The following is a 21,743-nucleotide window of genomic DNA, read 5'->3' as shown; positions in this document are numbered from 1 at the left end:
ACGCACGGACAGGCCAGGTTCGTCCCCCCACATTTCAAGGGAGTTCGCATGTCAGCCATCTACGCGCGTCGCATGCCCCGTATCGCCGTCCTCGCCGCATCGGCGGCCCTCGCCACCGCCACCACCCTGCTCACCGCCCCCACGGCGCAGGCCGCCATGCCCACCCCGATCAGCGCCTCCACGGCCCGTACCTACCTGGGCCAGCTGACCGTGCAGGCGGAAGGTTCCTCCAGCGGTTACAGCCGCGAGATGTTCCCGCACTGGAGCACCCAGTCCGGCGCCTGCAACACCCGTGAGGTCGTGCTCAAGCGCGACGGTTCGAACGTCCAGCAGGACTCCGCCTGTGCCGCCACCAGCGGCAGCTGGTACTCGGAGTACGACGGCGACACCTGGACCGCCGCGTCCGACGTGGACATCGACCACATGGTGCCGCTCTCCGAGGCGTGGAAGTCGGGTGCGAGCGGCTGGAGCACCTCGCAGCGTGAGTCGTTCGCGAACGACCTGACCCGCCCGCAGCTCATCGCCGTCACGGACAACGTGAACCAGTCGAAGGGCGACCAGGACCCGGCGAAGTGGATGCCGCCGCGCTCCGCGTACGCGTGCACCTACGTCCGCGCCTGGGTGCAGGTGAAGAAGTACTACAACATGACGGTCGACTCCGCCGAGAAGACCGCGCTCAGCAACACCCTGAGCGGCTGCTGAGCGTCCACAGACCGGCTCCGAGCAGGCACTGAGCGGCTTCTCAGCGACGAAAGCCGCCCCCCTGCCCGACCTCCTCCGTCGTTCCGTACCGTACGGATCGACGGAGGAGGGCACATATGACCGGGCTGCGCCTGGGACCACTACTGCGCTACGTCGACTGGGACGGCGACGGTACGGCGACCGTCTGGGTCGAGACGGACCGGCCGTCCACGGCGGAGGTCCGCTGCGGGGACGGCGCGTACGGCACATCCCGTACGTTCCACGTCGCCGGCCACCACTACGCGTTGATCCCGGTGACCGGCCTGCCCCCCGGCACCGCCACCCCGTACGACGTGTTCCTCGACGGCCGCCGCGTCTGGCCGCCCGAGGACTCTCCGTATCCGCCGAGCACGATCCACACCCCCGCAGTCCAGCCGTCCCCGTCCCCATCCCCGGAACCGGGACCGGGCACTCCGCAGGAAACCGGGACGGATCCCGGCGAACTGCGCGTCTCCTTCGGCTCCTGCCGCTGGGCCTCCCCGGCCCATGGCGAACCGGACCCCGTCGGCCCCGACGCGCTGGACACCCTCGCGACCCACCTCGCGGCCCACCCCGACGCAACACGCCCCGACGTCCTGCTGCTCCTCGGCGACCAGGTGTACGCGGACGAGACGTCGAAGGCGACCCAGCGCCGGATGGCCGAGCGCCGGGACCTGAGCGAGCCGCCGGGCGCGGAGGTCGCGGACTACGAGGAGTACACCCACCTCTACGACGAGTCCTGGAGCGACCCCGACGTACGCTGGCTGCTCTCCACCGTCCCCAGTTGCATGATCTTCGACGACCACGATCTGGTCGACGACTGGAACACCAGCGCCGCCTGGCTGGCGGACATGCGCGCCGCACCCTGGTGGCAGGAGCGGGTGCTCAGCGGGCTGATGTCGTACTGGGTCTACCAGCACCTCGGCAATCTCACCCCCGCCGAACTGGCGACGGACGAGCTGTACGCGGCCGTACGCGCGGAGCCCGACGGCACCGAGCTGCTGCGGCGGTTCGCCTCCGAGGCCGACCGCGACCCGGCGTACGCGCGGTGGAGTTACCGGCGCGACTTCGGGCGCACCCGCCTGCTGATGGTCGACTCCCGCGCCGCCCGCGTACTGGACGAGCAGCACCGCGCGATGCTCCACGAGGGCGAGGCCCGGTGGGTAAGAGACCAGGTACTGGACGGGCGAGGTCCGGCGGAGAGCGGCCGAACGGACGGCCCGTACGACCATCTCCTCATCGGCACCTCACTGCCCTGGCTGCTCCCGCCCTTCATCCATGACCTGGAGTCCTGGAACTCCGCCCTCTGCCACGGCGAACGCGGCCCGCGCTGGGCGCGTTTCGGTGAACGGCTGCGCCGGGCGGCCGATCTGGAGCACTGGGCCGCCTTCCCCGACTCCTTCGAGGAGCTGGCGGCACTGATCGCGGAGGCCGGCAGCGGCCCCGGGGCCCCGGCGACCGTGTGCGTCCTGTCCGGCGATGTGCACCACGCGTATGTCGCGGAACCGTCGTGGCAGGCCGGCGACCCGGACGCGCGGGTCCTCCAGTTGACCTGCTCCCCGGTACACAACTCCGTCCCCGCCTATATGAAGCTCGGCTTCCGCTTCGGCTGGAGCCGACTGGGCAGACGTCTGGGACATTCCCTGATCCGGCACGGTCGGGTCGGACCACCCTCGGTCAACTGGGGCAGAACGGGCGGGCCATGGTTCGGGAACCAGCTGATGACGCTGACGATGCGGGGCCGTTCGGCCGGCCTCCGGCTGGACCGTGCCCGCGCCAAGGACGGCGGCGCCGAGCTGGTGACCGTACAGGAGCGGCCCCTGACGGCCACCTGACGACCCGACGGCGCGGCAGCCCCGGCGACTCGCCCCTTGGGCCGACCGGTCTTGTCACCCGATGACGAACGCCCTCTCCCTGGAGCCGTGACGCTTCCCACACGAGGTCATCCTCCGCCCAAGGGTTCGAACTCATGGCGCACCAACGGCATGATGAGCGGACCATCCGCTTCCAGCACCCCAGATGCCCCGGGAGTCACTGCTTTGTCCGCTGTACGGCAGCCCCTGCCCCACTCTCTCGCCGTCGTCGGCGCCGGTCCTCGCGGCACCTCGGTCCTGGAAAGACTCTGCGCGTCCGTGCCCGAACTGGCCCCGGACACTCCGTTGACCGTGCATGTCATCGACCCCGAGCCGCCCGGCGCGGGGCGCGTCTGGCGTACCGACCAGTCGGCCGAACTGCTGATGAACACGGTGGCCTCGCAGGTGACCGTCTTCACCGACGACAGCGTCGAGTGCGAGGGGCCGATATGTCCGGGGCCGAGCCTGTACGAGTGGGCCGCGAGCCGTCCCGCCGAACGGCTCGGCCCCGACGACTACCCGAGCCGCGCCGCGTACGGCCGTTATCTGGAGTGGGCCTTCCGCAGGACGGTGGAGGGCGCCCCGGCGAATGTGACGGTCGAGGTCCACCGGGCCCGCGCGGTCCGTCTGGATGACGACATCAACACCCCCGCCCCTTCCCGCCCCTTCGCCCCTTCCCGTGCCCCGGCCCAGCCCCACGCCCCCACCCCGCCTCCCGCTTCGACCGATATACGGGTCTTGTCCGAGCCGTACCGCCCCACCCAGACCCTCACCCTCGACAACGGCACGACGCTTTCCGGCCTCTGTGCCGTGGTCCTCGCACAGGGCCATCTACCGGTGGTTTCCGGCCAGACCCAGGCGACGCTCGCGGAGTACGCGGCCCGGCACCGGCTTCGCTATCTGCCACCTGCCAACCCCGCCGATGTCGATCTCTCCTCGGTGCCTCCCGGCGAACCGGTGCTGCTGCGCGGACTCGGGCTGAATTTCTTCGATCACATGGCGCTGCTGACGGCCGGTCGCGGCGGCATTTTCAGCCGCGACGCCGACGGCGTACTCGTATACCACCCGTCCGGCCGGGAGCCGCAGTTGTACGCGGGTTCGCGGCGCGGGGTCCCGTACCAGGCGCGCGGGGACAACGCGAAGGGTCCGTCCGGCCGGCATCTGCCGCTCCTGCTGACCCCGGACGTGATCGCGGTGTTCCGCAAGCGCGTGGACGAGGGCGACCCGCCGGACTTCCTCGCGGAGATATGGCCGCTCATCGCCAAGGAGGTGGAGGCGGTCTTCTACCGGACGGCATGGGCGGCGGAAGGGCACCCTCCGGCCGCGTGGGCACGCGTCCTCGACCGCTTCCTCGCGGCGCCTCACGGCAGCCCGCAGGAGGCCGCCGTTCTCGACGACGCGGGGATCGGACCGGCGGACCGCTGGTCCTGGGACGAGATCTCGCGGCCGTACGAAGGGGCGGACTTCCGCGATCCGGCGGATCATCGTGCCTGGTTGCTGGCCCATCTGCGCAAGGACGCGGCACAGGCCGAGCTCGGCAATGTCGCGGGTCCGGTCAAGGCGGCCCTGGACGTGCTGCGCGATCTACGCAACGAGGTGCGGATGATCGTGGACCACGCGGGCCTCTCCGGCACCTCCCGTCGCGACCACCTCGACCGCTGGTACACGCCCCTCAACGCCTTCCTCTCCATCGGTCCGCCGCGCCGCCGTATCGAGGAGATGGCGGCCCTCGTCGAGGCGGGGATCCTGGATGTGATCGGCCCGCGAACGTCCGTACAGGCGCGGGACGGCGTCTTCGTCGCCGAGTCGCTCGACGTGCCGGGTTCGGTGATCCACGCGACCACTCTCGTGGAGGCGCGACTGCCCGAACCGGACCTTCGGCGCACTTCCGATCCTTTGCTGTCGCGACTGCTGAAGACCGGTCAGTGCCGGCCGCACCGCATTGATGGTTACGTGACCGGCGGACTGGATGTAACGCGGCGGCCATATTTGCTGATTGACCGTCAGGGTGAGCCTCACTCAAGGCGGTTCGCGCTCGGAGTGCCCACGGAAGGGGTGCACTGGGTGACCGCGGCGGGGGCCCGGCCCGGGGTCGACTCGGTGATGCTCTCCGACTCCGACGCGGTGGCACGTGCCATCTTGCGAAGGCCGGTCGCCGGCGAAGTGGAATACACGGCGGAAATTGATCCCCGCCAGAATGTTGAACTTGCAAGCATAGATTAGGCCTGCCTAACGTATGGGGGGAGCTTCTCTCGTCGGTCCAGACCAATGATCGAAGGAGTACAACCCCCCATGTACACACGTCTCAATCACGCTCAGCCCTACGCGCTCGGACTCTTCCGCATCGTCGTCGGGCTGCTCTTCGCCTGCCATGGCGCGGCCTCGCTCTTCGGTTTCTTCGAGAAGGAAACCGTGCCGACCGGCACGTGGCCCGGCTGGTTCGCCGCCGTCATCCAGCTCGTCGGCGGCGTCCTGGTGATGCTGGGCCTCGGTACGCGCATAGCGGCCCTGGTGGCCTCCGGCTCCATGGCGTACGCGTACTTCAAGGTCCATCAGCCGGACGGCCTCTTCCCCATGGAGAACAACGGCGAGCCCGCCGCCATGTTCTGCTGGGCCTTCCTGCTGATCGTCTTCACCGGCCCGGGCGCGATGGCCCTGGACCAGCTGTTCGCCTCCCGTTCCGGCGGCTCCGAGGCGAAGCGGGAGGACCAGCGCACAGCGGTGGCCGCCTGACGCCCTGACTCCGCTTGACCGGCAGACGGCGCCCGGACCCGAGTTGAGGGTCCGGGCGCCGTTCTGCTCTGCCCCGGGCGATCTCTCCGTACCGCACAGGCGTACGCTGTACGGCGACACCCGCCCCTGCCGCTCCCGCGACGCCGCGGCTGTCACAGGACCGGGCCGGGGGAGTCGTAAAAGTGCTGGAGAGTGTGGGGCTGCTGACCGGCAGCCCATGGATCTACGCCGTCGTGGCCGTCTCCGTACTGCTCGATGTGTTTCTGCCCGTCCTGCCCAGCGGGGTTCTCGTGATCACGACCGCCACGGCGGCCGCCGCGGGGACGACCACCGTCGCGGGCGCCGCCGCCGGAGCCGCCGACAAGGTCGCGCAGGTACCGCGCGAGGTGCCGTCCCTCCTGATCCTGATGGTGTGCGCGGCCGTGGCGTCCGTCCTCGGCGACCTGGTGGCCTTCCGCCTCGCCCGGCGCGACGGCGGCCGGCTCACCCGGGCCCTCGCCCGCTCACGCCGGCTGACCATCGCGCAGGAACGTCTTGGCGGCGCGCTGAGCCGTGGCGGCGGCATCCTGGTCGTCATCGCCCGTTTCGCACCGGCCGGCCGCTCGGTGGTCTCACTGAGCGCGGGCGCGGCCCACCGCAAGGTGAAGGAATTCCTCCCCTGGTCGGTGCTCGCGGGCGTGGCATGGACGGGCTACAGCGCGGGCCTCGGCTACTTCGGCGGCCAGTGGCTCGGCGCGAGCTGGGTCGGCGCGGCCGTGTCCGTACTGGCGCTGTTCGCGGCGGGCGCGCTGGCGGCGTACGTCATACGCCGTCCGGCGGCGGCGTCCGCACGGGCTGCGGCGGTCACCGCGGCCCCCGCCGCGTAGACACTCCTCCCCCGCGCCGGCGTGCAGTCGGCCCGGCGTTGCGCGAACAGAGCTTACTGTCGCCCGTCGACCAGGCCGGATTCCCAGGCCCAGGCGGCGATCTCCACGCGGTTGCGGGCGGGCAGTTTGATCTGCACGTTGCCGAGATGGGTCTTCACCGTGCCCACCGAGATGGACAGTTCGGTGCCGATCTCCGCGTTGGTCAGCCCTCTGGCCACCAGACGTACGAGATCCTTCTCCCGTGCGGAGAGCGCGCTGTCCGGCTCCCGGGGCGCGGGTACGGCGCTGTTGAGGCGTCGCAGCAACCGTACGGTGATGGCCGGGCTCACCAGCGCCTCGCCGGAGGCCGCGGCCCTGATGGCCTCGACCAGCAGGGCCGGGCCCGAGTCCTTGATCAGGAAACCGGAGGCGCCTTCGCTCAGGGCACGTTGAACGTACTCGTCGTCGTCGAATGTGGTGACCACGACGACCTTCGGCGGATTCACGGTGCCGGGGCGGGTCAGTCTGCGCAGTGCCTCCAGCCCGTCCATGCGGGGCATGCGGATGTCCATGAGCACCACGTCGGGCCGGTGGCGCTCGGCGAGTTCCACGGCGTGCACCCCGTCCTTGGCCTCTCCGACGACGTCGATGTCGTCCTCCGCGGCCAGGATCATCGCGAACCCGGCGCGGACCATGGCCTGGTCGTCGGCTATCAGCACCCGGATCGTCATGACGCCACCACCCCGGCCGTGAACACCGGGAGCGTCGCCTCGACGCCCCAGCCGCCGCCCGTCGCCGGGCCCGCCTGGACGCTTCCGCCGATCAGGCCGACCCGTTCGGCCAGGCCCTTCAGCCCGAAGCCGCTGTGGGAGACGTGCCGCGGCTGTCCGTCGTCGCTGACCCGTACGGTGACCCGGCCTCCCGAGCGGTCCACGCGCACCCGCACCTCGGTGCATCCGTGGGCGTGTTTGCGTACGTTGGTGAGGGCCTCCATCACCACCCGGTGAGCGGTGGTGGTCACCTCCACCGGCAGGTCGTCGAAGGTCCCTTCAAGGTCGAGCCGGGCCCGGGCGCCGCCGACCGCCGAGAACTCCTCGACCAGCGAACGCACTTCACCGATGCCCGCCAGCGGCGTCAGCGCCACTTCCCCGTCGGCGTCGCGCAGCATCCCCACCATGGCCCGCATGGAGGTCAGCGCCTCCGAACCCGCCTGTTCGATCCGCCGTAGCGCGGGCGGCACCAGTTCGGGCCGCCGGCCCGCCATCGCCTGGGCTCCCTGTGCCTGTACGACGATGCCGGTCACGTGGTGGGCGACGAAGTCGTGCAGGTCCCTGGCGAACTCCGTCCGCTGCTCCAGCCGGAGCGCCGCCGCCTGGCGCCGCCGGTCCGCCAGGAGCAGACGCATCCCGAGACCGATGGCCAGCGCCGTGACCGTTCCCAGAGCGAAGAGCAGCGCCATGATGATGGTGGACTGCCGCGCCGTGACCGACACCGGCCGCAGCACGATCGCCGCGCACAGCAGGGGGACGGCCAACGCCGCCCACGACGGCTTCGCCCGCCGGGCGACGAGCAGCAGGAGCAGCGCCAGTGCCGCCGGTTCGGCGAATCCGAGCGCCTGCGCGCCGGTCCTCATCTCCAAGTGCATGTAGACGGAGACGCACAGCGACACGAACGCGGCGGTGCCGCCGGCCACCGGCAGCGCCCGGCTGTCGAGCCGGGGCGACACCACGACGAGAACGATCGCCAGCAGGGCGCCGATCAGCTTGGCGGGGCCGTATTCCACGATCCAGTAGAAGCCCGCCACCGAGTCCAGCACGACCAGGGCGGCCAGGCCCGCGACCAGCAGCAGCCATGCCGTGGCCGGCAGGAGCAGCGCGCGCCCTCTGCCCCTCGCACCCGTGGCCTCTCCGTACTCCGTCTCCGCCATCGCCCGCACCGTCCCTCCGGCCGACCGGCCGAAAGTCGGAGCCGGCCTCGAATGATCTGTCTTTCGCCCGATCCGCCGCAGGACGCGGCGGAGGAGAGTTGTATCCACCGGGCGGCGTTCGCCATTCATCACCCAAGGAGCATGTCATGATCACGGCCAACGTCACTTTGGTGGGCAGCCCCGGAGGCGCTGGAGCCCGCGTTGGCGTGGTCCTGCTCCCCTCTCGGGTTTTCGTCGCGCCGGCCGGAGCGACCGGGGCGCCGGGTGCCACGCGTCGTCCTGGCGGGCGTGAACGGTCCGGTCGCGCTCCGGCAGCGCCGACGGCTCACCGGTCGGCCTCCAGCCTCGGGTGGCAGCCGAACAGGCGCCCCGCGTAGGCGGTTTCCCGGCAGCGGTCGACCGTACAGAGCCGGCCCGCTCCCCCACGTACACAGCCGACCCGCTCCTCCACGTACACAGCCGACCCGCTCCTCCACGCACGCGGTCGGCTCCCTCTCACACGCACACGGCCGCCCCACCCCCACGTACACGGCCTGCCCTCCCACACGCACAGGAGCCACACATGGACCACGCAGAGACGCATTACGGAAGCGGAGCGGGGCTCGCACGCCCCGCCGGCGAGTCCGCGATCGAGGCCCAGGGGCTCGGCAAGAAGTACCGGCGCGGCTGGGCATTGCGGGACGTTTCCTTCCGGCTGCCGGCCGGGCGGGTGTGCGGTCTTGTCGGCCCCAACGGCGCCGGCAAGAGCACCCTGATGGGCCTCGCCACGAGCATGATCCGGCCGACGACGGGCGCCCTGCGGGTGTTCGGCGCGGCACCGGGGTCGACGGAGGCGGTCCTGCGAACCGCGTTCCTGACCCAGGAGAAGCCGCTGTTCAAGCGATTCACCGTGGCGGAGACCCTGCGGCTGGGCCGCGAACTCAACCCCCGCTGGGACCAGGTGGTCGCCGAGGGCATCGTCCAGGCGGGCCAGGTGCCGATGGACGCGAAGATCGGAACGCTGTCCGGCGGGCAGCGCACCCGCGTCGCTTTCGCCCTGGCTTTCGGAAAGCGCCCTGAACTGCTCATCCTCGACGAGCCGATGTCCGATCTGGACCCGCTGGTCCGCCGCGAACTCATGACCACACTGACGGAGGAGGCGGCCCAGCACGGCACCACGGTCCTGGTGTCCTCACACATGCTCGCCGAGCTGGAGTACATCTGCGACTACCTCCTCGTCATCGCGAACGGCGGTCTGCGTCTCGCGGGCGAGGTGGAAGAACTGCGCGCCGCACACGCTCTGTTCACCACCCCGGAGGGCGGCCCGTCCCCCGCCGTCGCACCGCACAGGGTCATCGATTCCCGCAGCGGCGAGGGCCGGCCGGGCGTCCTGGTACGCCTCGGCGGACCGGTCGAGTACGGCGGCCAGGCCGAGCCTCCCACCCTGGAGGAGCTTCTGCTCGCCTATCTGCGCTCCCCCGACGCGCCCCCGCTGATCGCCCCCAGCGCCCAGGTCGGCGACATCCACGACATCATCACCCGCGACGGCAAGAAGGCTGTGACCGCATGACCACGCTCACTCGTGACCCGGTCCGTACGGCGCCCGCCGGATCCACCCGGAACAAGTGGATCCCCCGGCTCGGCGGTCCGGTCTGGCTCATCTGGCGCCAGCACCGCGCCGCGTTCTGGACGCTCATCGCCGTCACCCTCCTCGGCGTGGTCGCCATGGTCTACCTGCGCGGGCAGATGATGGACTACCTGTCCGCCCAGGAGCCGACCTCACGGAGGTCCGGCGGCCTGCCGCCCGAGTTCGAGACCCACGTCGACCGTCTGCGCAGCATCGCGGGCTACTTCAGCTTCATTCCGGTCCTGGCCGGCGTCCTCCTCGGGGCTCCGCTCATCGCGGGCGACCTGGAGACCGGCACCGCCAAACTGGTGACCTCGCAGTCCGTCAGCCGACTGCGGTGGCTCACCATGAAACTCGCCGTTCCCGCCACGATGCTCGCCCTGTCGACCGGCATACTCGCCTCCGTCTTCACCTGGTGGTGGCAACCGGCCAAGGGACTTTCCGAGGGCCTCATCTGGACCTCCGTCTTCAGTGTCACGGGGGTCACACCGGTGGCCTACGCCCTGCTCATGTTCACCGTGGGCGTGGCGGCCGGCATGCTCCTGCGCCGCACGCTGGTGTCGATGGTGGTCACGCTCGGCATCGTCGTGGCGATCGAGTTCGTCTGGAGCGAACTCTGGCGCAGCCTGGGCCATATCATGTCGATCAACACCGACAAGGGCGTCGGGTCCGGTGCGGTACCGCCGGAGCTGCCCCTTGAGGCGGAGCAGCAGGGACAGGGCACCTACTTCCTCACCGGCTCCGGAGACCGCCTGGGCTGGACCACCTGCCTCGATCAGGTGGAGAACGACCGGGCGCACACCACCTGCCTGCAGTCCAAGGACATCGTCGGCTGGTCCATCGACTACCTTCCTGTCGACCAGATGCAGACGATGCAGTGGCTCGGAGCGGGCATCATGCTCACTCTCACCGCCGCCATCGTCGCCTTCGTCCTCCTCTGGGGCCGCAAGCGACTCCTGTGACCGGCCCTCCTGCAACGCGGGGCGGCGGAAGTCGCCGGGCGCGGTACGCGGCGGGCCCGGTCGAGGGAGGCCGTGAGCCGGTCGAGGAGCATCTGGAATGCCAGGTGCTCCTTGACCGGCTCACGGCCTTCGCCCACGTCGAACGCCTCTCAGGCACTCTCTCGCGCCGGAGGATTCGCCCCCGCCGAGCGAGCCGAACCCCGGACCTCGATGTCCTGGAGGAGCTTCGCGGTCGACTCCGCGATCTCCTCGACGGCCCGATGGAAGACCTCGCGATTGTGCGCGGCCGGTTCACGGAAGCCGGAGACCTTGCGTACGTACTGGAGAGCGGCGGCCCGGATGTCCTCCTCGGTGGCCTCTTCGGGGAGGACGGGCGGACGGAGGGTCTTGATGCTGCGGCACATGCCTCCAGTGTGGCCGATGACTCGGACATGGGGCCCGCCCCGGCCCGGGGCAGCTTCCCCACCTGCCGTACGGCCGGGCTCCCGCCGTACGAGCGGATGGGCCCGAACGTGGCAGGGGCCGGAACGTGGCACGGGCCGAGCGCGCGAAGGGCTCAGGGCATGTCGTACTCCGCCGAGAGGCGACGATCGACGCCGAGGAAGTCGGTGGCGTACTCGGTCACCGAACCGTGCTGGTCCCAGTAGTGATTGGTCATGGTCAAGACCAACGCACCTGCCCGAACGTCGAGGAGAGGTGCGGCTTCCGCCGGTACCGGACGCAGCGACACCACGTCACGCCTGCGGACCGCACGCCGCCCTGTGCGCTCTTCCACCAGGCCGAACGTCATCTTCGGCAGCGGTTCCGGCGCGATCAGTTCAGGAGCGCTGTCCGCGAACTCCCCTGGTAGCCATGACATGGACAGGGCCACTACACCCTCGTCGTCCAGATACCTGCGCTGCCGCCTGACGACAGGGGCGCCCTCCGCCAGCCCCAGCGCCTCGGCGACTTCAGCGGGCGCCGATACGAGCCCCGCGCTGATGATCTCCACTCGCTCACCGGGCCGGAACCGGTACCTCCGACCCGCAGCATCTGGAGGCGATCCGCTCCCGTGGTCTGCTTCGCACCCAGGTCCGCCCTGAAGTCAGTCCACGCCTGCCCGCACCTGCGCGAGCGATACGTGGCCCTCCGGGTCCGCGCCTTCGGCCTGGCGGGAGTCCGGGGCGCGCTCTACCAGCCGGGGTATCCGTCTCCCGTCGCGGTGGACGCGACCGGAGTGGCCTTCGACGACCCCCGCATCCACTGGGTCCGCGCCGGCCAACTCATCATGCGGCTGCACGAATTCACGATCACCGACCTGGTACCGGACTGAAATACGTCCTCCCTGGGGTACGCCCGGCGGCCAGCGAGGCCGACACCCTCGCGCCGATCGATCGCTCAGGTGCCGGAGAGCGCCAGGAGCGCGGGCGCGAGCACGCTTATTCCGTTGTTGACAGCGTGGACGCACACGCCGGGCCACACCGATCCGGTCTTGCGCAGCAGGAGTGCGGCGGTGACACCCACCACGAAGGCGATGGGCAGGATGACGTTCACGCCGTGCGCGACGGCGAAGATCGCGGAACTGGCGAGGACGCCGACCCAGGGGCCGTAGCGCCCGAGAGCGTTGGCCAGCACACCGCGGAAGGCGAGTTCTTCCCCGATCGGGGTGGCGATCGCGCCGAAGAGGAACGTGAGGACGAACGAGAGTGCTCCCCCGCTGGCGGCAGCACGGTAATCACCCTGGGGGGTGCTGGTATCGCCGGAGATCTGGGCGTAGGCGATCGCCACCACTATGTTCAGAAGGAATGCGCCGGCCCCGAGTCCGGCTCCGAGCAGGAGCCACTTCCAGGCCACTCGTCGTAGCCCGAACGCGCTCAGGTCCCGGACGCGGAGGATGACGGCGATCCCGAACGCGCCGAGCCCGGCCAGCGCGGACACCGCGTAGCTCACGACCCCACGGGCGACGGCCTGCTCGTCGGGTATCGAAAGGATCAGGGCGATACCCGCGATGACGAGGACGGCATACGTCACCGCCCCGCCGGCGATCTCGGGCCATCCGGGCCGCTTCGTGCTGCGCTCCGGCGGCGCGTCAGGAGACGCCATCGCGAAAGCAGGGCTCAGGTAGTCGTTCGGCATGGTGCTTCCCGTTTCGTGGTCCGGCCGTGATGTGAGGGGTGCCGGTGCGGAAGTCGGTGCGTGAGCACATCCCCGGCACGCTGTACTGGCACACCGTACTAGTACAGCGTACCGGTACGGCGTGCTGGCACGCCGTACTACGATGCGCACATGTCTAGACGGGACGAGATCATCGAAGCGGCCCTACGGCTGACGAAGGCCGAGGGCATCGGCGCCCTGAGCGTGCGGGCGGTCGCGAACGCGGCAGGTATCGGGCCGACGACGTTGCGCCACTACTTCCCCTCGCAGGCCGACCTGCACCAAGCCGTCGCGGTCGAGCTCGTCAGCGGGTCACTCGACGACCTGGCCATCGCGGACGACACACGCGATCCGGTCCAACGGCTGTACGAGTGCCTCGTGCAGTTCCTGCCTCCGTCCGAGCATCAGGAGGCGGTACTGGGCGGCTGGTTCGAGTTGTACCGGCTCGCCCTGGGCCCGGAGCCCCTGCCGGCGGTACGCGGACTGCTGGAGAGCGGGCATCGCTCGTCCGCGCAGGTACTCCAGAGGTGGCTCGGAACGCTCGCCGGCCAGGGACACGTGGTGGCCGACGATGTCGACGCGCATGTCACGCGCGTTCTCGCGCTGATCGACGGGCTCCATCTGAACCTCCTGATCGGCCCGGAGCGCTTCGATCTGGAGGGGGCGAGGGGAGCCCTCCGATGGTTCGCCGAACGTGTGATCAGCTAACACGGCCTGGCTAAGCCCCAGAACACACCTAGCCCGTGGCCACCGGCTCCAGCCGCGCCGTACTGTCCCGCACCACCAGCCGCGTACCGAACTCGATACGCGCGTCGGCCTGGTCGGAGCGCCGCAGGCGCAGCAGCATCCGCGCCGCCTCCTCCGCCATCTCCACGAGCGGCTGGTGCACGGTGGTCAGGGCGGGGCTGGACCACTGGGCGAACGGGATGTCGTCGTACCCCACGACCGACAGGTCCTCCGGGATACGGAGCCCCAGCACCCGGGCCGCCTCCAGCACCCCCAGTGCCTGAAGGTCGCTGCCGGCGAAGACGGCGGTCGGCCGGTCGGGCTCCTGGAGCAGTTCCATGGCGTGGTCGTGCCCCGACCGGACGTGGAAGTCGCCGAACCGCACGAGCGCCGGGTCCACCTCAAGGCCGGCCATGCCCATGGCCGAGCGGAAGCCGTCGAGGCGCGCGAGCGAGCACAGCATGTCCTGGGGGCCGGTGATGACGGCGATTCTGCGGTGGCCGAGTTCGGTGAGGTGCCGGGTGGCGGCGAGCCCGCCGGCCCAGTTGGCGGACCCGACCGAGGGCACATCGGGTTCCGGATCACCGGCCGGGTCGATGATGACGAACGGGATCGCCCGGGACCACAGCTTCTTCTTGAGGTCGTCCGGGAGCGTCGAGAAGACCAGGACGACACCGAGCGGGCGCCGTCGCAGCACGCCCTCCACCCAGTCGGCGCCCGGCGAGTGACGGGTGCCGGTCTCGGTGAGCACCACGCTCACGCCGGTCTCCTTGGCGACGTTCTGGACCCCTCTGATCAGCTCCATCGCCCAGGTGCTGTCCAGTTCGTGGAAGACGATCTCGATGAGCGGCGCCTCGGGAGCGCTGGGGGTGGAGCGCCGGTAGCCATGTTCCTCCAGCAGCTCTTCCACCTTGACCCGGGTGGGGGCCGAGACATCGGGACGCCCGTTGAGGACCTTCGAAACTGTCGAAAGAGATACCCCGGCTTGCGAGGCCACCTGAGCCAGAGTGACCCGGCCCGCACTCCTGTCATCACGCATGGGCTGAAGGATAAGCCACCCGCCCTCGGTAACGGTTTGGTCGCGCGACGACCGCACTGTTGACCACTCAGGGGCGGAGTCCTACGGTCACTCGCCATAATACTTTCGGCGATGCCGCCGATACTTTCGATACGTCGAGAGGTCGAACGATGACAACACGCGCACGGTTTTCCCGGACCGTCGCCGGTGGCGTGGCGCTCGTCCTGGGACTGAGTCTGGCGGCCTGCGGCGGTGATGGCAGCGCCTCCGGCGGCTCCGACGAGTTCCATGTGCTCGTCTACGGCGACGCCGCGAACAAGGCGGAGAAACGGATCGTCGCGACGTTCAACAAGACCTCCAAGGTCAAAGCGGTGCTGGACACCGTCCCCGGCGCGGACTACCAGCAGAAGCTTCAGACGATCATCAACACCCCGCAGGCTCCGGACGTCTTCTTCAACTGGGGCGGCGGCAGCATCCAGCCCTTCGTGAAGGCGGACCTGCTGCTGCCGCTCGACGAACTGGGGCCGGACGGCCAGGGGCTCAAGGCGAAATTCCTGCCGTCGGTGTTCGACACCGCGGTGGTCGACGGCAAGGCGTACGGCGTCCCCATGCGCGGCACCCAGCCGGTGCTGCTCTTCAACAACAGCGAGGTGCTCGCGGACGCGGGCGTCCGACCGCCGAAGACCTGGGAGGAACTGCTCGACGCCGTACGGAAGTTGAAGGCCAAGGACGTCACGCCGATCGCCCTCGGCGGCGGCGACCGGTGGCCCACCCTGATGTGGTTCGAGTATCTCTACGACCGTATCGCCGGTCCCGGGCTGATCGAGAAGGCCCTGGCGGGCGACACCGGTGTGTGGGAGAGCGCCGACAGCAAGAAGGCGCTGAGCATGCTCAAGGAGCTGGTCGACGCGGGGGCGTTCGGCACCAGCTACGACTCCGTGAAGTTCACCGACGGCGGCTCCCCCGCGCTGCTGGCCGGCGGAAAGGCGGGCTTCGAGCTGATGGGCTCGTGGGAGTACTCCACCGTCCAGGACGCGAACCCCGACTTCGCCGAGAACGGCCTGGGCTACAGCGCCTTTCCCAGCATCGAGGGCGGCAAGGGCGACCCGGCCGCCGTCGTCGGCAACACCAACAACTTCTACTCGGTGCTGAAGAAGACCAAGCACGCCGAAGACATCGCGAAGTTCCTCACGTTGATGTATTCGGACGAGTTCGTGAAGGAGCAGCTGGCCATCGGCAATCTGCCCACCACCACGAACACCTCGAAGTTCTTGAGTTCGGCGGACAATCCGGAGTATCTGAAGTACCAGTTCGACCTGGTCGACAAGGCTTCCTCATTCCAGCTGTCGTGGGACCAGGCCTACCTCCAGACGAACGCCACGCCGCTGCACCAGGCCGTCCAGCAGTTCTTCAACGGGCAGACGGACGCCGACGGATTCATCAAGGCCATGCAAGCTCTGACCACCGGCTGAGGGCCGCGATGCCCGACATGGCTACCCTCGCACCACCGGGAAAAGAAAAGGGGAGACGGCAGCGGTCACCCGGCTCACGCCCGACCCCGCCCTCCCACCAGGGCGTCGCCCGCCCCGGTCTCGGCTGGGCGCTGCCCGCCACCCTGTTCTTCGCGCTGTTCGCGATCGTGCCGCTGGTGCTGGTCGCCGTGCTGTCCTTCACCAGCTGGAGCGGGCTCGGATCGCCGGAGTTCGCGGGCCTCGACAACTGGGTCAAGCTGGCCCACGACCCGGTGATGATCAAGAGCCTCTGGCTGAGTGTGCTGCTCACGGCGCTGGGAGTGGCGACCCAGACACCGCTGTCCCTCCTGCTGGGAGTCTGGGCGGCGGGCCCGCAGCGCAACCGGGCCGTGCTCTCGGCGGTCTTCTTCGTACCGCTGCTGCTGTCCGCCACGGCGGTGTCCGTGCTCTGGCGGGCGCTGCTCGACCCCAACTTCGGGGTACCGGCACAGGCACGCTGGCTGTTCGGGGACGGCAATCTCCTGGGCTCGCGCACCGGGGCGATCGGCGTACTCGTACTGGTGAGCACCTGGCAGTTCACCCCGCTGCACGCGCTGATCTACCAGGGCGCGACGCGCGCGATCCCCACCGTGCTCTACCAGGCGGCGGCGATCGACGGCGCCGGGACCGTACGGCAGTTCTTCCACATCACCCTGCCGCAGCTGCGCAACTCCATCATCACGTCAGTGATCCTCATGGTGGTCGGCGGGCTCACGACCTTCGACACCGTACTGATCCTGACTCAGGGCGGCCCCGGCACGGACACCACCATCAGCGCCTTCTACATGTACCAAAAGGCCTTCAAGGGCTTCGAGTTCGGCGCGGGGGCCGCGATCGCGCTGCTGCTGGTGCTCGTCGCGACGGTCATCTCGCTGATCGTGGTGCGGGTTTCGGGCTACGACAAGATGGCCGGCACGAGGGAAGGCCTGTGATGAGGCGCGGTCCGACGGCGGGACACCACGCGGGGACGAGGCAGCAATCGAGGCCCAGAAACCTCTCGGGTTCCCGGAACCGCCCCAACTACCTCGCGGGCATCGGCGTGTTGCTGTGGCTCTGTCTGGTCGCGCTTCCGCTGTACGTGATGCTCGGCGCGACCGTCCAGACCCGGCCGGACTACAGCGCGGGCGGCCCGCTCTCGTTCCCCGAGAACTTCACCTTCTCCAACTACACGCAGGACTTCTCCAACGGCTTCGGCCGCTACTTCCTCAACACCATCGTCGTCACGACGAGCGTCGTGGTGATCGTGCTGCTGCTCGTACCGCCGCTGGCCTTCTCGATCGTACGGAACCGGGGCCGCGCCACCGGCCGTGTCTTCCGCCTCTTCCTGCTGGGGCTGGCGATCCCCGCCCAGGCGGTGATCGTCCCGATGTTCTACGTGATCAGCACAGCGGGTCTGTACGACAACCTCATCGGCGTCATCCTGCCCACCGCCGCGTTCTGTCTGCCCGTCTGCGCGCTCATCCTCACCGGCACCATGCGTGACATCGCCGACGAACTCTTCGAGGCCATGGCCATCGACGGGGCGACCACCCGGCGGGTCTTCTTCCAGCTCGTCGTACCACTGTCCCGGAGCGGGCTCGCGACGATCGTGGTGTTCTCGGCGCTCCAGGCGTGGAACGGCTTCCTCTTCCCGCTCGTCCTGACGCAGTCCGAGGAGACCAAGGTGCTCACCCTCGGGCTGTACAACTTCCAGACCCAGTACGGCATCAACATCCCCGGCCTGCTGGCAGCCGTGGTCCTGTCCACGCTGCCTGTCCTGCTCGTCTACCTGTTCGCCCGCCGCGCCCTGGTCCAGGGGCTGATGGGCGTCGGAGGAAAGTGATCGACAACGTGACGACCGCCGATACCCGCTCCGACGCCCGCTCCGACACTGGTTCCGGCTCCGGCGCGTCCACTCCGGAGGACCGCGCGAAACGGATCGAGTACCTGATCACCACCATGACGCTGGAGGAGAAACTCGCCCAGCTGTACGGCCTGTGGGCCGGAGCCTCCGACGACGGCGCCGAAGTCGCCCCGCACCAGCACGACATGGACCGCCCTCCGTCGCTGGACGAGCTGCTCCCCTCCGGCCTGGGCCAGTTGACCAGGCCGTTCGGCACGGTCCCGGTGGACCCCGCGCTCGGCGCCCTGTCGCTGATGCGTACCCAGGAACGTATCGTCGCCGCCAACCGCTTCGGCATCCCCGCGATGGCCCACGACGAGTGCCTCGCGGGCTTCGCCGCGTGGGGAGCCACCACCTACCCCGTCCCGCTGTCCTGGGGCGCGGCCTTCGACCCGGATCTCGTACGGGAGATGGCGGCCGCGATCGGCCGCGACATGCGGTCGGTGGGCCTGCACCAGGGGCTCGCCCCCGTACTCGACGTGGTGCGCGACGCCCGCTGGGGCCGGGTCGAGGAGACCATCGGCGAGGATCCCTACCTGGTCGGCACAGTCGGCACGGCCTACGTCCAGGGCCTGGAGTCCGCCGGAATCGTGGCCACCCTCAAACACTTCGCGGGCTACTCCGCCTCGCGCGGCGGCCGCAATCTCGCCCCGGTGGGCATGGGCGCGCGGGAGCGGGCCGACGTCATCCTCCCGCCGTTCGAGATGGCGGTACGGGAGAGCGGCGTACGGTCCGTGATGCACGCGTACACCGACACCGACGGGTTGCCCTCCGCCGCCGACGAGGACCTGCTGACCGGTCTGCTCCGGGACACCTGGGGCTTCGACGGCACGGTGGTGGCCGACTACTTCGGCATCGCCTTCCTGAAGACCCTGCACCGGGTGACCCCCGACTGGGGCGGCGCCGCCACGGCGGCCCTCACCGCGGGCGTCGACATCGAACTGCCCACGGTGAAGACCTTCGGACAGCCGTCGCGGGACGCGGTCGCCGCCGGACAGCTGCCCGAGTCCGTGATCGACCGCGCGCTGCGCCGCGTACTGACGCAGAAGGCGGAGCTGGGGCTGCTGGACCCGGGCTGGACGCCGGTACCGACGGCACTGGTGGCAGCGCCGGCAGAGGCCGGGGCGTCCACACGGGCCGGTGGACGGGCCGGTGGACGGGCCGACGGCCAGGGACTGCGCGGCACCGTGGACCTCAACTCCCCCGCGCACCGGGACATCTCACGCCGTCTGGCGGAACGTTCGGTGATCCTGCTGCGCAACGACGGAACACTCCCGCTGGACCGCCCGGCCCGTATCGCGCTCGTCGGCCCACAGGCCGACAACCCGACGGCGGTCCTGGGCTGCTACTCCTTCCCCGTACACGTGGGAACGCAGCACCCCGGCACCCCGGCGGGCATCGAACTGCCCACCCTGCGGGAGGCGTTGACGGCGGAGTTCCCCGGAGCCGAGATCGTCACCGTGCCGGGCGCGGGAATCGACTCGACCGGCACGGACGGTTTCGCCCAGGCGGTACGGGTGGCCCGCGACGCGGACGTGGTGGTCGCCGCACTGGGCGACCGGGCGGGACTGTTCGGTCGCGGTACGAGCGGGGAGGGCTGCGACGCGGAGAGCCTGGACCTGCCCGGCGTACAGGGACAGCTGCTCGAAGCGCTGCTCGATACCGGTACGCCGGTGGTGGTGACGCTGTTGGCGGGGCGCCCGTACGCGCTGGGCCGCGCGGTGGGGACGACGAGGGAAGCGGGGGCAGCGGGGACGACGGGGGCGGCGGGAGCAGCGGCGTTGTCGGGAGCAGCCGGAGCGATTGTGCAGTCCTTCTTCCCCGGCCAGGAGGGCGCACCGGCCGTGGCGGGCGTACTCAGCGGCCGGATCAACCCCTCGGGACGGCTCCCCGTGAGTGTCCCCCGGCTGCCGGGCGCGCAGCCGTCCACGTACCTCGCGGCCCCGTTGGCGCAGGTCAGCGAGGTCTCCAGCATCGACCCCACCCCGGCGTTCGCCTTCGGGCACGGTCTGACGTACACCTCGTTCGCCTGGTCCGGCCCGGAGCCGGGCGAGCTGCTGGAAGCCGGTACGGACGGTTCCGTACAGCTGTCCTTCACGGTCCACAACACCGGCGACCGGACGGGCACCGAGGTGGTGCAGCTGTATCTGCACGATCCGGTCGCCTCGGTCGTCCAGCCGGTCCAGCGGCTGATCGGCTATCTGCGGGTCCCCCTGGGGCCGGACGAACGGGCCGAGGTCGGCGTACGTGTGCCCGCCGACCTGGCCTCCTTCACCGGCCGCGACGGGCACCGCAGGGTCGAACCGGGCGATCTGGAGCTGCGTCTGGGCGCCTCCAGCGCCGATGTCCGGCTCACGGCCCGGGTACGGCTGACGGGTCCGGTACGGCGGGTCGACCACACCCGCGAGCTGCACGCCGCGTTCACGCTCACCCCGGGATGCCCAGGATGACCGGGATGCCCGGGATGCGAAAAACCGGGGGCGGCCTAGGGTGGCGCTCAGGGCGCCCGGCAGCGCCGGCCACCCCGTCCGGCGACGAACCACTCGCCCCCGCCCGGAGGAAGTCCGGTCGCCCGGTCCGGCGAAGGGAGCACCGTGCGGGACATCGCCGAATCCCTCGCGGCCTGGCACACGGCCGGGGTGCGGTTCGCGGTGGCCACGGTCGTACGGACCTGGAATTCGGCGCCCCGCCGGCCGGGCGCCGCGATGGCCGTCGCGGAGAACGGCGAGGTATACGGCAGTGTGTCCGGAGGCTGCGTCGAGGGCGCGGTGTACGAGCTGGCCCGCGAGGTCCTCGCCTCGGGCGAACCGGCGCTGGCGACCTACGGCGTGAGCGATGACGACGCGCTGGAAGCGGGCCTGACCTGCGGCGGGACGATCGAGATCCTGGTACGCCCGGCGGACGACGAGCACTTCCCCGAACTGCCGGCCGTCCTGGACCACATCGCGTCGGGCCGCCCGGTGGCGGTGGCATCCGTACTCCCCGACATCACACCCCCGGCCCAGGACCCGGCCCCGCCGCCACCCCCGCCCCCGGCCGGAAACCTCGTCATCACCCCGGACGCGGCCGGGCCGTCGGGCACCCTCGGCGGCGAACGTCTGGACGCGGCGATCACCGACCAGGCCCGGGGCATGCTCGCGCAGGGCCGTACCGGAGTCGTACACGTCGGCTCCGCCGGTGAGCGCCGCATGGACCAACTCGCCGTCTTCGTCCAGTCGTTCGCCCCGCCGCCGAGGATGCTGGTGTTCGGCGCGATCGACTTCGCGAGCGCGGTAGCGCGGATGGGAAAGTTCCTCGGCTACCACGTCACGGTCTGCGACGCCCGCCCCACCTTCGCGACGCGCAAGCGGTTCCCCGACGCGGACGAGTTGGTCGTCCAGTGGCCGCACCGTTTCCTGGAGGACCACCCGGTGGACGAGAACACGGTCATCTGCGTCCTCACGCACGACCCGAAGTTCGACGTACCCCTCCTGGAACGCGCCCTGCTCACCCCGGCCCGCTACATCGGCGCGATGGGCAGCCGCCGCACCCACCACACCCGCCTGACCCAACTCCGCGCGGCGGGCCTCCCGGAATCCGCCCTCGCCCGCCTCTCCTCCCCCATCGGCCTGGACCTGGGCGCCCGTACCCCGGAGGAAACGGCGGTGGCGATCATGGCGGAGATCATCGCGCTGCAGTGGGGCGGCACAGGCACCCGCCTCACGCACATGCACCAGCCGATCCATCACTGACATCCCTGACCGTGGAAGGCCGCCGAGCCCGCCAGGGCAGCCGCTCACGGTAGCCGGGGCCGTCAAGGCAGGCCGATCTCGCGAACCGGGGCCGAC

21 protein-coding genes are annotated in these 21,743 nt (G+C 70.2%); 14 read left to right on the top strand and 7 right to left on the bottom strand.

The genetic code is table 11. The features are described from left to right. Positions 1-48: 48 nt before the first annotated feature. From ACIQD6_RS12420 to ACIQD6_RS12400, 5 genes are all read left to right on the top strand, one after another. Entirely contained in the window at positions 49-702 is a 654-nt protein-coding gene (locus ACIQD6_RS12420) for an HNH endonuclease family protein (RefSeq protein ID WP_401881185.1), read from the top strand. 116 nt (positions 703-818) lie between these two features. After that, positions 819-2,555 (top strand): alkaline phosphatase D family protein, encoded by a 1,737-nt coding sequence (locus ACIQD6_RS12415; protein ID WP_401881184.1) that lies wholly within the window; start codon positions 819-821, stop codon positions 2,553-2,555. A 153-nt stretch (positions 2,556-2,708) separates the two neighbouring features. After that, positions 2,709-4,796: an FAD/NAD(P)-binding protein gene (locus tag ACIQD6_RS12410; RefSeq protein WP_401881183.1), complete on the top strand. Its 2,088-nt coding sequence runs from the start codon at positions 2,709-2,711 to the stop codon at positions 4,794-4,796. A gap of 69 nt (positions 4,797-4,865) precedes the next feature. After that, positions 4,866-5,306, top strand: a complete 441-nt coding sequence (locus ACIQD6_RS12405; protein ID WP_401881181.1) for a DoxX family protein — start codon at positions 4,866-4,868, stop codon at positions 5,304-5,306. Between the two features lie 182 nt (positions 5,307-5,488). Beyond that, positions 5,489-6,172: a DedA family protein gene (locus ACIQD6_RS12400; protein ID WP_401881179.1), complete on the top strand. Its 684-nt coding sequence runs from the start codon at positions 5,489-5,491 to the stop codon at positions 6,170-6,172. Between the two features lie 53 nt (positions 6,173-6,225). Here the strand turns inward: ACIQD6_RS12400 and ACIQD6_RS12395 are convergent, their stop codons facing one another. The 3 genes from ACIQD6_RS12395 to ACIQD6_RS12385 all read right to left on the bottom strand — a co-directional run bounded on the left by ACIQD6_RS12395 (position 6,226) and on the right by ACIQD6_RS12385 (position 8,535). Beyond that, positions 6,226-6,882 carry a response regulator gene (locus ACIQD6_RS12395; RefSeq protein ID WP_401881177.1) on the bottom strand — a complete coding sequence of 219 codons (657 nt, stop codon included), beginning with the start codon at positions 6,880-6,882 and terminating at the stop codon, positions 6,226-6,228. Then, a complete protein-coding gene (locus ACIQD6_RS12390; protein WP_401881176.1) occupies positions 6,879-8,078 on the bottom strand; it encodes a sensor histidine kinase in 1,200 nt (399 codons plus the stop codon). The genes ACIQD6_RS12395 and ACIQD6_RS12390 overlap by 4 nt, the downstream gene beginning before the upstream one ends. A 325-nt stretch (positions 8,079-8,403) precedes the next feature. After that, positions 8,404-8,535 (bottom strand): hypothetical protein, encoded by a 132-nt coding sequence (locus ACIQD6_RS12385; protein ID WP_401881174.1) that lies wholly within the window; start codon positions 8,533-8,535, stop codon positions 8,404-8,406. 105 nt (positions 8,536-8,640) lie between these two features. On the opposite strand from ACIQD6_RS12385, the gene ACIQD6_RS12380 reads away from it, so the two are divergent. Together ACIQD6_RS12380 and ACIQD6_RS12375 are read left to right on the top strand one after the other, a co-directional pair. Next, complete coding sequence (locus ACIQD6_RS12380) at positions 8,641-9,627, top strand: ABC transporter ATP-binding protein (RefSeq protein WP_401881172.1); 987 nt, start codon at positions 8,641-8,643, stop codon at positions 9,625-9,627. Further along, a complete protein-coding gene (locus ACIQD6_RS12375) occupies positions 9,624-10,646 on the top strand; it encodes an ABC transporter permease (RefSeq protein WP_401881170.1) in 1,023 nt (340 codons plus the stop codon). Before ACIQD6_RS12380 ends, ACIQD6_RS12375 begins: the two co-directional genes overlap by 4 nt. Positions 10,647-10,795: 149 nt before the next feature. Here ACIQD6_RS12375 and ACIQD6_RS12370 read toward each other — a convergent pair whose 3' ends face one another. Continuing rightward, the gene (locus ACIQD6_RS12370; RefSeq protein ID WP_401881168.1) at positions 10,796-11,050 is read right to left on the bottom strand and encodes a DUF2277 domain-containing protein; all 255 of its coding nucleotides are present in this window, start codon (positions 11,048-11,050) and stop codon (positions 10,796-10,798) included. Positions 11,051-11,202: 152 nt separating this feature from the next. Further along, positions 11,203-11,637 carry a UTRA domain-containing protein gene (locus tag ACIQD6_RS12365; RefSeq protein WP_401881166.1) on the bottom strand — a complete coding sequence of 145 codons (435 nt, stop codon included), beginning with the start codon at positions 11,635-11,637 and terminating at the stop codon, positions 11,203-11,205. Between the two features lie 129 nt (positions 11,638-11,766). On the opposite strand from ACIQD6_RS12365, the gene ACIQD6_RS12360 reads away from it, so the two are divergent. Continuing rightward, a complete protein-coding gene (locus ACIQD6_RS12360) occupies positions 11,767-11,958 on the top strand; it encodes a hypothetical protein (protein ID WP_401881164.1) in 192 nt (63 codons plus the stop codon). 65 nt (positions 11,959-12,023) lie between these two features. Here the strand turns inward: ACIQD6_RS12360 and ACIQD6_RS12355 are convergent, their stop codons facing one another. Further along, positions 12,024-12,761, bottom strand: coding sequence for a lysostaphin resistance A-like protein (locus ACIQD6_RS12355; protein WP_401881162.1), 738 nt, complete (start codon positions 12,759-12,761; stop codon positions 12,024-12,026). A gap of 150 nt (positions 12,762-12,911) precedes the next feature. Between ACIQD6_RS12355 and ACIQD6_RS12350 the strand changes: the two genes are divergently transcribed. Next, positions 12,912-13,487: a TetR/AcrR family transcriptional regulator gene (locus tag ACIQD6_RS12350; protein ID WP_401881161.1), complete on the top strand. Its 576-nt coding sequence runs from the start codon at positions 12,912-12,914 to the stop codon at positions 13,485-13,487. Positions 13,488-13,515: 28 nt separating this feature from the next. Here ACIQD6_RS12350 and ACIQD6_RS12345 read toward each other — a convergent pair whose 3' ends face one another. Next, complete coding sequence (locus ACIQD6_RS12345; RefSeq protein WP_401881159.1) at positions 13,516-14,544, bottom strand: LacI family DNA-binding transcriptional regulator; 1,029 nt, start codon at positions 14,542-14,544, stop codon at positions 13,516-13,518. A 149-nt stretch (positions 14,545-14,693) separates the two neighbouring features. Here ACIQD6_RS12345 and ACIQD6_RS12340 point away from each other — a divergent pair, with 149 nt between their 5' ends. The 5 genes from ACIQD6_RS12340 to ACIQD6_RS12320 all read left to right on the top strand — a co-directional run bounded on the left by ACIQD6_RS12340 (position 14,694) and on the right by ACIQD6_RS12320 (position 21,647). Further along, positions 14,694-15,995 carry an ABC transporter substrate-binding protein gene (locus ACIQD6_RS12340; protein WP_401881157.1) on the top strand — a complete coding sequence of 434 codons (1,302 nt, stop codon included), beginning with the start codon at positions 14,694-14,696 and terminating at the stop codon, positions 15,993-15,995. An 8-nt stretch (positions 15,996-16,003) separates the two neighbouring features. Then, on the top strand, positions 16,004-16,966 hold the full coding sequence (locus tag ACIQD6_RS12335; RefSeq protein WP_401881155.1) for a carbohydrate ABC transporter permease: 963 nt from the start codon (positions 16,004-16,006) through the stop codon (positions 16,964-16,966). Then, positions 16,966-17,856: a carbohydrate ABC transporter permease gene (locus ACIQD6_RS12330; protein ID WP_401881154.1), complete on the top strand. Its 891-nt coding sequence runs from the start codon at positions 16,966-16,968 to the stop codon at positions 17,854-17,856. The genes ACIQD6_RS12335 and ACIQD6_RS12330 overlap by 1 nt, the downstream gene beginning before the upstream one ends. Positions 17,857-17,972: 116 nt before the next feature. After that, positions 17,973-20,366, top strand: coding sequence for a beta-glucosidase (locus ACIQD6_RS12325; protein ID WP_401881709.1), 2,394 nt, complete (start codon positions 17,973-17,975; stop codon positions 20,364-20,366). Positions 20,367-20,510: 144 nt separating this feature from the next. After that, positions 20,511-21,647, top strand: coding sequence for an XdhC family protein (locus ACIQD6_RS12320; protein ID WP_401881153.1), 1,137 nt, complete (start codon positions 20,511-20,513; stop codon positions 21,645-21,647). Positions 21,648-21,743: the final 96 nt, after the last annotated feature.

Origin of the sequence: Streptomyces sp. NPDC088400 (assembly GCF_044753355.1) — a bacterium.
Classification (GTDB): Bacteria; Actinomycetota; Actinomycetes; order Streptomycetales; family Streptomycetaceae; genus Streptomyces.
Note: the sequence above shows the minus strand (reverse complement) of the source record. Positions and strands in the feature narration are given on the sequence as shown.